This is a genomic window from Polaromonas sp. P1_E1_2 (assembly GCF_056406035.1).
Genome location: NZ_JBFUAZ010000117.1, coordinates 1 through 8879, shown reverse-complemented (window position 1 = coordinate 8879; position 8879 = coordinate 1). Strand labels below are relative to the sequence as shown.

At 63.2% G+C, this 8879-nt stretch carries 12 protein-coding genes; 10 read left to right on the top strand and 2 right to left on the bottom strand.

From position 1 onward, the window contains the following. Positions 1 to 2 precede the first annotated feature (2 nt). The 5 genes from AC1D1P_RS08170 to AC1D1P_RS08150 all read left to right on the top strand — a co-directional run bounded on the left by AC1D1P_RS08170 (position 3) and on the right by AC1D1P_RS08150 (position 3593). Positions 3 to 755, top strand: coding sequence for a c-type cytochrome (locus AC1D1P_RS08170; RefSeq protein ID WP_477672638.1), 753 nt, complete (start codon positions 3 to 5; stop codon positions 753 to 755). Then, complete coding sequence (locus AC1D1P_RS08165; protein WP_477671472.1) at positions 752 to 2038, top strand: c-type cytochrome; 1287 nt, start codon at positions 752 to 754, stop codon at positions 2036 to 2038. Before AC1D1P_RS08170 ends, AC1D1P_RS08165 begins: the two co-directional genes overlap by 4 nt. A 195-nt stretch (positions 2039 to 2233) precedes the next feature. Continuing rightward, positions 2234 to 2809 (top strand): DUF4166 domain-containing protein, encoded by a 576-nt coding sequence (locus tag AC1D1P_RS08160; protein WP_477671471.1) that lies wholly within the window; start codon positions 2234 to 2236, stop codon positions 2807 to 2809. 30 nt (positions 2810 to 2839) lie between these two features. Further along, a complete protein-coding gene (locus AC1D1P_RS08155) occupies positions 2840 to 3223 on the top strand; it encodes a hypothetical protein (RefSeq protein ID WP_477671470.1) in 384 nt (127 codons plus the stop codon). Positions 3224 to 3287: 64 nt separating this feature from the next. Next, the gene (locus AC1D1P_RS08150; RefSeq protein ID WP_477672637.1) at positions 3288 to 3593 is read left to right on the top strand and encodes a hypothetical protein; all 306 of its coding nucleotides are present in this window, start codon (positions 3288 to 3290) and stop codon (positions 3591 to 3593) included. A gap of 53 nt (positions 3594 to 3646) precedes the next feature. Here AC1D1P_RS08150 and AC1D1P_RS08145 read toward each other — a convergent pair whose 3' ends face one another. Next, positions 3647 to 4891, bottom strand: coding sequence for an MFS transporter (locus AC1D1P_RS08145; RefSeq protein ID WP_477672636.1), 1245 nt, complete (start codon positions 4889 to 4891; stop codon positions 3647 to 3649). Positions 4892 to 5224: 333 nt separating this feature from the next. Between AC1D1P_RS08145 and AC1D1P_RS08140 the strand changes: the two genes are divergently transcribed. The 3 genes from AC1D1P_RS08140 to AC1D1P_RS08130 all read left to right on the top strand — a co-directional run bounded on the left by AC1D1P_RS08140 (position 5225) and on the right by AC1D1P_RS08130 (position 7080). Continuing rightward, entirely contained in the window at positions 5225 to 6535 is a 1311-nt protein-coding gene (locus AC1D1P_RS08140) for an NAD(P)/FAD-dependent oxidoreductase (protein WP_477666318.1), read from the top strand. A gap of 61 nt (positions 6536 to 6596) precedes the next feature. Then, entirely contained in the window at positions 6597 to 6740 is a 144-nt protein-coding gene (locus tag AC1D1P_RS08135) for a hypothetical protein (protein ID WP_164483755.1), read from the top strand. A gap of 7 nt (positions 6741 to 6747) precedes the next feature. Next, a complete protein-coding gene (locus AC1D1P_RS08130) occupies positions 6748 to 7080 on the top strand; it encodes a VF530 family protein (RefSeq protein WP_477671466.1) in 333 nt (110 codons plus the stop codon). Here the strand turns inward: AC1D1P_RS08130 and atpE are convergent. Continuing rightward, positions 7077 to 7313: a F0F1 ATP synthase subunit C gene (atpE, locus tag AC1D1P_RS08125; RefSeq protein ID WP_477671465.1), complete on the bottom strand. Its 237-nt coding sequence runs from the start codon at positions 7311 to 7313 to the stop codon at positions 7077 to 7079. The two genes, AC1D1P_RS08130 and atpE, sit on opposite strands and share 4 nt — an antisense overlap. 41 nt (positions 7314 to 7354) lie before the next feature. Between atpE and AC1D1P_RS08120 the strand changes: the two genes are divergently transcribed. Both AC1D1P_RS08120 and AC1D1P_RS08115 read left to right on the top strand, forming a co-directional pair. After that, positions 7355 to 8062 carry a pseudouridine synthase gene (locus AC1D1P_RS08120; RefSeq protein ID WP_477672635.1) on the top strand — a complete coding sequence of 236 codons (708 nt, stop codon included), beginning with the start codon at positions 7355 to 7357 and terminating at the stop codon, positions 8060 to 8062. Positions 8063 to 8102: 40 nt separating this feature from the next. After that, positions 8103 to 8867, top strand: a complete 765-nt coding sequence (locus AC1D1P_RS08115; RefSeq protein ID WP_477672634.1) for an SDR family NAD(P)-dependent oxidoreductase — start codon at positions 8103 to 8105, stop codon at positions 8865 to 8867. Positions 8868 to 8879: the final 12 nt, after the last annotated feature.

Sequence of the window (8879 nt, the reverse complement as noted above, 5' to 3'; positions counted from 1 at the left end):
GTGTGCTGGCCACGCGGCTGTTGTGGGCCGGCGTGATATTTGCCGTGGCGGGCTCTGCCCAGGCAGCCCCGCCGCCGGTTGAAGACACCATCGCGCAGCGCACCATGGCCTGCACGGCCTGCCACGGCCCCCAGGGCCGGGCTGCACCCGACGGCTACTACCCGCGCCTGGCGGGAAAACCGGCGGGCTACCTGTACAACCAGCTGCTGAACTTTCGCGACGGGCGCCGCCACTACGGCCTCATGACGCAGCTGATCGAACCGCTCAGCGACACCTACCTGATGGAGATCGCGCAATACTTCTCCCAACTCGAAGTCCCCTATCCCGCACCCCTGCCCGCTGCCGCATCACCCGAGGCCATGCGCCATGGACAGCAGCTGGTCATGCAGGGCGACGCCGCGCGCCGGCTGCCGGCCTGCGTGCAATGCCACGGCCAGGCCATGACCGGCGTGGCGCCTGCCATTCCGGGCCTGCTGGGCCTGCCGCGTGACTACCTCAATGCACAGCTGGGTGCCTGGAAGGCCGGCCAGCGCCGCGCGCACGCGCCGGACTGCATGAAAAATGTGGTGGAAAAACTCACCATGGCAGACATCAACGCCGTCGCCAGCTGGGTGGCGGCGCAGCCCCTGCCGGCGAGCACCAAACCAGCCACCACGCTGCCCGCGCTCACACCCGGCGCTGTGGCCATCACCTGCGGCAGCGCAGCAGACATGCCCGCTGTGCCGGTTTTGCCCACCAGGAAAACGCAAAAATGAAAACCCTCCTCAAATGGGCGGTGGGCCTTTCCACCCTGGCAGCTGCCGCGGTTTTGCTGGTATGGGCGCTGAATGTACGCGACGAAGTCGACGTGAAGGCGCCTGTGGCTAACGCGGCCCCCAGCGACAGTCTGATTGCCCGGGGTGCCTACCTGGCGCGCGCCGGCAACTGCCAGACCTGCCACACCGTGCAAGGCGGCCAGGCCTATGCGGGCGGGCGCGGCATTGCTACGCCGTTTGGCACAGTGTTCACGTCCAACCTCACGCCCGACGACAAAACCGGCATCGGCAGCTGGTCATCCGCCCATTTCTGGCGCGCCATGCACAACGGCCGCTCCAAAAACGGCCGCCTGCTCTACCCGGCCTTCCCCTACACCAGCTACACGCAGGTCACGCGCGAAGACTCGGATGCGCTGTTTGCCTACCTGCGTAGCATGCCCGCTGCGGTGCAGCCCAACCAATCCCATGCGCTGCGCTTTCCTTACCAGTCGCAGGCAGCGCTTGCGGTGTGGCGCGCCCTGTACTTCAGCCCCGGTGTGTACCAACCGGACACCGCACGCAGCGCCGACTGGAATCGCGGCGCCTACCTGGTCAAGGGCCTGGGACACTGCGCAGCCTGCCACACCGCACGCAATGCGCTGGGCGCCAGCGATGCTGGGCTGGACCTGGCCGGCGGGCTGATTCCCATGCAGAACTGGTATGCGCCATCGCTGACCTCGCCGTATGAAGCGGGTGTGAGCGACTGGGACAGGCAACACATCGTGAGCCTTCTGAAAAACGGCGTTTCACCACGCGCCTCGGTCACCGGCCCCATGGCTGAAGTCGTCCAGCGCAGCACGCAGTATTTGAGCGATGCCGACCTCGGCGCGATGGCGCAGTTCCTCAAAGAGCTGCCGCCCTCGCACACCACGCCCCCCGAGCCGGCCACCATCAAGACGCAGGGCGAGTCGGTGGAACGCGCCGCCAAACTCTATGAACAGCACTGCGCCCAGTGCCACGGTGCCAAGGGCGAAGGCATCGCCAATGCCTACCCGGCGCTGGCAGGCAACCGCGCCGTGACCATGAGCCAGGCCGTGAACCTGGTGCAGATCGTGCTGAATGGCGGCTACGCCCCGGCCACCGCCGGCAACCCTCGCCCCTTTGGCATGCCGCCCTTCGTGCTGGTGCTGAACGACGCCGACATGGCGCTGGTGCTGACGCATGTCCGACAGTCATGGGGCAATAGGGCAAGTGAAATCACGCCGGTGGAAGTGAACCGGATACGGGCGAATACGGGGCGGTAGACGGATCACTGCGCTTCGTTGCGAAGCGGGGCGCAATGGTCGTCCTTTGAAGACAACAGGACCCGAGCCGCCAGCGCCCTTCATCTGGAGGACAGCGGCCTGCCAGCTACACACCTAAAATCACCTGCAGTGTGCAGCCCCCCCCCTTCTGTTGATCCGGTTCATGGCGGAACTGCACCGCAACCGAAAGAGCGCATGTCRGCAGTCGTTGAAACCTGGTTTGGTGAGGCCTTCGCACAACTGCACCCGTTGCTSCAGGAACTYCATCGGTCTGGAGGCATGCTCTCWGGCACAGTCGAGGTTCGCCTGGGCACCGGCCTTGCAGGTTGGGCAGGCCGGCGGCTTGCGCAAAAACTTGGTGTCCCGCCTTGCGACGGGACTGCATCGATGAGCGTTTCCATTTTCAGCACTGACACCGAGCTTCACTGGAACCGTACCTTCAATAAAACCTCCACGTTTGCCTCAACCTTCACGCCGACAGGTCGTTATCCATCGGGTTACTGGGTCGAGTCATCGGGCCTGCTTCGCCTCAAGCTGGGTGTTTCCATTGTCAATGGCGGCTGGGTCTGGCGGCCCATCGGGGGCCGGCTAGCGGGCGTTCCCTTCCCTCTTTGGCTCCTGCCTCGCACGGCCGCATCGAAGTGCATCGACAACGGTCAGTATCAGTTCAAAGTAGAAGTCGGCCTCCCATTGCTCGGTACAGTGCTCTCCTATAGCGGGTACCTGGCGCCTGAATTTCCCCGTGACCCGACAAAAGCCAGGCATGGATAACACGTCCATCAGCAGCAACCATCAGGCACCATGGCACTCCAACGCAATGTTCAACAGCAGAATGCCGCCGTCAAGGCTCAGATCGAGCACGCGGCTGCACTCCAATCCTCATTGCAGGCTTGGCTTCATACGGTTCTTCTTTCGCACGGGCTTAAGCCTGCGTCCGGCCTATTGGTACAGCTCCATGAAATCCCCGAACAGGAAGGGAACCTGATGGCAGGCGTCTGGCTGACCGATACGTCGGAGTTCTGGGAATTCGAAGCCATGCTCTCGCGCGCCAATGGAGCGTTACTCGGTGTCGAAGAGTTCAGGAACGCTACTCCGTCGTTTCCGCCAACAGTCGGCGTGCCTGGGACCGGTGCCTCCTTCGGGTATCTTGCCCGCCAGGTGCTGCGTGAAATGCGTGGCGGCTAAGCTTCCATCAAGAGTTCACCTCGACAAGTCAGGTCGAGTTCATCTCAATCCTTAGGCCCCATATATGCCACTCGAAATGTTGATCGTGATTGCACTGTCACTTGTTGCATTCGCCTGCGTCTACATCCCAAAGCGCACCCCGAAACCGCGCATTCCCAAGCTGTCCGAATTTCCGGCCGGCACGGAATTCTTCGTGAAAGAATTCGACGTTCCACTTGCACAAATTCCAGGCAATGGCACTTGCGTCTGGGTGAACTGGTACGGTGGCAGGCCGCGGCCCTTCTTAGTCGAAAGGCTCAAGGTCGACAACAACTGGCCAGCCGATTCTTTTGAATCATGGGCAGCGCTGGTGGAGGCTTCACTCAAGTGATGCGTTGACTCATTCATCGAAATCTCACGATCCCGGTTTTGAAAGCGCGGACGCTAACGGTTAACCATCTTGTCCCGCCGCGACAACGACGGGAAGAGCCTGAACCACGCCGCAGCCACCAGCAGCGTCCCCACCCCACCCSCCACAACCGACCCGACCGGCCCCAGCAGCGCTGCAGTGGCGCCTGATTCAAACTCTCCAAGCTGGTTGGACGCGCCGATGAACACGGAGTTGACCGCGCTGACGCGGCCGCGCATTTCATTCGGCGTTTCGATCTGCACCAGTGTCTGGCGCACCACCACGCTGACCATATCGGCGCCGCCCGAGACGGCCAGCACCAGCAGTGACAGCACAAAGCTGGTCGACAGGCCAAACACCACCATGCACACGCCATAAAGGGCTACGGCCGACAGCATGGTCGGCCCGACGCGTCGCTCCAGCGGCCAGCGGGTCAGCACCGCGGACGTCAGCAAAGCGCCGACCGCAGGGGCACCGCGCAGCAGGCCCAGGCCCCAGGGCCCGACGTGCAGGATGTCTTTGGCGAACATGGGCAGCAAGGCCGTGGCGCCGCCCAGCAGCACGGCAAAAAGATCCAGCGACGCGGCGCCCAGCAGGGCCTTGCGCTGCCATACAAACTCCACGCCGGCCAGCAGCGTGCGCAGCGTCACCGGCTCGCGCGGCGGCGGCGCGTGGTCATAGCGCAGCACCGCGATCAGCACGCAGCCGGTGGCAAAGAGGAAGGCGCAGGTGGCATACACCGCCGTGGCGCCGGCCACAAAAATCACGCCACCCAGCGCTGGCCCGCCTATGACTGCTGCCTGCATGCCGGCCGAGCTGAAAGCCATGGCGCGCGGCAGCATGGCGGGCGGCACCAGCACCGGGGTAAGCGATTGCTGCGCGGGCATCTGGAAGGCGCGGGCCACGCCCAGCATGACCGACACTGCCAGCAACAACTCGCGCGAAGCCCAGCTGTGGTGCATTCCCCCAATTTGCCAGCCCTGTGTGGCCGCCACCAGGATCATCGCCACCGTGGCCTGCGTGACCAGGCAGGCCGCGATGATGCGCCCACGGTGAAATCGGTCGGCGACGTGTCCGGCCACCAGCGTCAGCAGCAAGGCCGGAACAAACTGGTACAGCCCCACCAGCCCGAGGTCCCAGGCGTTACCGGTCAGTTCGTACATCTGCCAGCCCACGGCGACCATCAGCATCTGGTTGCCTGTGGTGGCAAAAATCCGGGCGAACCACATGCGCATGTAGGCGCGCTGGCGGGTGAGTTCCTTGAATGAGTGTGTCGGCATGCGGCCCGAAGCTTAACAGCGCCGTACCCGCGAGGTGTGGCACGGGGCTACTCTTGAGGGGACGCTTCGGCGGTTGCAATGCTATTGATTTAATAGCTGCTTGCGCACGTCCTGTATAGCTAAATCCAGAATTAGTGCATTGACTCATCCACAGGCATGAGGGCTCTCCCCGGAGCGGGACCATTTTTACCCAAACCGGAAAACAAGCCCGATAAGCCCGCCTGCTGGCCTGAAAATTAGGCCATTGGCTTTAAGTGGGAGACCGTTTTAGGCGAAACAGGCAGTTAACATGGCGACATAACAGGGCCACCCTGGCACCAGGAGGAAGAAGTTATGCACCGCATCGTCATAGTGGGCGGAGGCGCCGGAGGGCTGGCGCTGGCCACGCAACTGGGCAAACGCCTGGGCAAAAAGGGCCTGGCCGAGGTCACCCTGGTCGACGCCGCCCGCACCCACGTCTGGAAACCGCTGCTGCACCAGCTGGCCGCCGGCAGTTTTGACACCCACGCCGAAGAAATTGAATACCTCGCGCAGGCCCGCTGGAACCACTTCAAGTTCCGTCTGGGCAGCCTGACCGGCGTGGACCGCCAGAACAAAACCCTGCAGCTGGCCGCCAGCCATGACGAAGCCGGCCGCGAGATCACACCGGCCCAGCAACTGGCCTACGACACGCTGGTGATTGCCGTGGGCAGCCAGACCAACGACTTCGGCACGCCCGGTGCGGCCGAACACACCATCAAGCTCGACAGCCCGCAGGCCGCCAAGCGCTTTAACGACCGCCTCATCAACGCCTGCATTCGCGCGCAAACCGTGCCGCGCGTGGCCGGCAGCGGTCGTCTGACGGTGGCGATCGTGGGCGGCGGCGCCACCGGGGTGGAGCTGGCCGCCGAGCTGCACGCCGCAGCGCGGGTGCTGGCCAACTACGGCTTTGACCACATCCACCCCGAAAAAGACCTGCAGATCGTTCTCGTCGAAGCCGCGCCGCGCCTGCTGGCCCAGTTGCCCGAGCGACTGAGCGAATCGGCCATGCGCGAGCTGCGCAAGCTGGCCATCGAAGTGCACACCAATGAAAAAGTGGTGGAAGTCACGGCCGACAGCCTGAAGATGGCCAGCGGCAAGGTCATTTCATCGAGCATCACGGTGTGGGCCGCCGGCGTAAAAGCCTCCGACTTTCTGCGGACCCTGGGCGATGGCAACCCGCTGGAAACCAACAGGCTCAACCAGCTGGTGGTGAACGGAAACCTGCAAAGCACGGGCGACGCAAACATCTATGCCTTTGGCGACTGTGCGGCATGCCAGCAACCCGACGGCACCTGGGTACCACCGCGAGCCCAGGCCGCCTACCAGCAGGCCATGTACCTGACACGCTCACTCTCCGACCTGATCGCCGGCAAGCCGGTAGCGCCCTTCGTCTTCAAGGACCAGGGTTCGCTGGTGTCGCTGTCGGAATACTCTTCCGTCGGCAGCCTGATGGGCAGTCTCACCAAGGGCAGCTTCTTCATTGAAGGCCAGCTGGCCAAGTTCATGTACTGGGGCCTGCACAAGCAGCACCAGCTGGCGCTGGGCGGCTTCAAGAAAACCGCACTGATCACGCTGTCGGAAATGCTGGACCGCACCTATCGCCCCCGCATCAAGTTGCATTGATAATCACGGCATCCCTCTCGCGATTCTTTTATCAACCTCACTCAACCCAACGGAGAAAACCATGGCAAAAGGACAGCAAAACAACAACAAGATGGTCAAGAAGCCGAAGAAGGACACCTCGCCACCCAAGACGGTGTCTCCCGACGCGGTGCGCCCGACCATCGTGACGCAGGTTCCGCTGCGCGGCAAACTGAAGAACAAATAAGGTTTTGATGGTCGGCACTGGCGACTTGCCTGCAAACCCGCCCGGAGATGTCCTGGCTGTCGCTCCAGCACAGCCGGGCAATCCACTGCATGGCGTCAAGCTGGAAACGATCGTCACTGCGCTGTCTGACCACTACGGCTGGGAAGAGCTGGGCCAGCGCATCAACATCCGCTGTTTTACCAGCGACCCCAGCGTGGCGTCCAGCCTGAAATTTTTGCGCAAGACGCCCTGGGCGCGCGAGAAAGTCGAAAGCCTTTACCTCTTCATGCTGCGGGAAGTCAAACGCAGCAGCCCGCCGGTTCACAACTTCCCGCCGCCTAAAGCCAAGCCCCAGCCCTAGAGGGGATTGGCGAACAAGAGCATCATGGCGATGCCCACACCGATCAGGAAGTTGGCATCGATCAGGCCGGCCAGCAGGAACATCTTGACCTGCAGCGGCTCCATCAATTCGGGCTGGCGCACGGCACCTTCCAGAAATCGCCCGCCCATCGTCCCTATGCCCAGGCAGGCGCCAATGGCGCCCAGGCCGATGATCAATCCACATGCAATGGCAATGGCACCTGCGTCAGTCATGATGTCTTCTCCTTGGTTAAAAACTTTTCGTTGACTGAATCATGAAGGCCGAGCCGCCGCAGAACAATTACCCCGCAGGTAATGTCATCGACATTCCAGGTGTGAGGCTGCTACACGCCGATGAGTTCCTGCTGGTGCTGGACAAGCCTTCAGGACTGCTCTCAGTGCCGGGACGCGGCGAAGACAAGCAGGACTGCCTGAGTGCCCGCGTGCAGGCCGCCTTTCCAGACGCCCTGATCGTGCACCGGCTGGACCAGGCCACCTCGGGCCTGATGCTGAYGGCGCGCGGCGCGGCCATGCAGCGGGCGCTGAGCCGATCGTTTGAAACGCGTGAGGTTGGCAAGCGCTACGTGGCGGTGGTAAGCGGCCACTCGCCCGCATCGAGTGATCCGAATGCCCCGGACGGCTGGGGCCTGATCGACCTGCCCATCATCGTGGACTGGCCACGCCGGCCGCTGCGCATCATCGATGCCGAACGCGGCAAACCCAGCCAGACCCGCTGGCGCGTGCTGGCGCATGATACGGCGGCTAACACCACGCGCGTAGAACTCGAACCTGTCACCGGCCGGTCGCATCAATTGCGCGTGCATCTAAAAGCGCTGGGCCATCCGATTTTAGGCGACGCGCTGTACGCCTCTGAAACGGTACAGGCGGCCGCGCCCCGGCTGTTGCTGCACGCCGCAGCGCTGCAGCTCACGCATCCGGCCAGCGGGCAGGCGATGGCATTTGAAAGCAAGCCCGACTTTTAGACCGCGAGCAGTTCCATGGTACCGGCGCTACCATGCAACCATGACACAAAACACCCACCTCACCCTGATCACAGGCGCCTCGCGCGGCATGGGCTTTTCCATGGCACGCCAGCTGCTCACCGCCGGCCACACGGTGCTTGGCATTTCGCGCACTGCCGTGCCCGAGCTGGAAGAACATGCGCAGCATGTCGGCGCTACGGTGCTGCAATGGGCGCATGACCTGGCGGACAGCGGCTCACTGAATGAGAAGCTGGAAAGCTGGCTCAAGGATTCACATGCCAGGGCACCCTGGACCAGCGTCACGCTGATCAACAACGCAGGCTTGATCCCGCAGATCGGCTCGCTGGACCAGATTGGCGAAGCAGACCTGGCAAGGGCGCTGCGTGTGGGACTGGAAGCGCCCATGCAAATCACCGCCGCCTTCCTGCGCGCCACCGGCGGCTGGCAGGCGCCGCGCAAGGTGCTCAATATTTCGTCGGGCCTGGGGCGCCGCGCCATGGCTTCGCAAGCGGCTTACTGCGCCGCCAAAGCCGGCATGGACCATTTCACCCGCTGCCTGGCACTGGAAGAAGCCCTGAAGCCCCATGGCGCCAAAGTCTGCTCACTCGCACCCGGCGTGATCGACACAGGCATGCAGGAGCAGCTGCGCGCAGCCGACCCCAAGGCCTTTCCGGATCGTGAGTCGTTTGTAGGTTTGAAAACCGGCGGCGTACTGACATCGCCCGAAGATGCAGCTGCGCGAATCCTCGCTTTCCTGGCACGGCCAGATTTCGGCGCCAATCCAGTAGCTGACGTGAGGGACTGACCGCTCCCACTG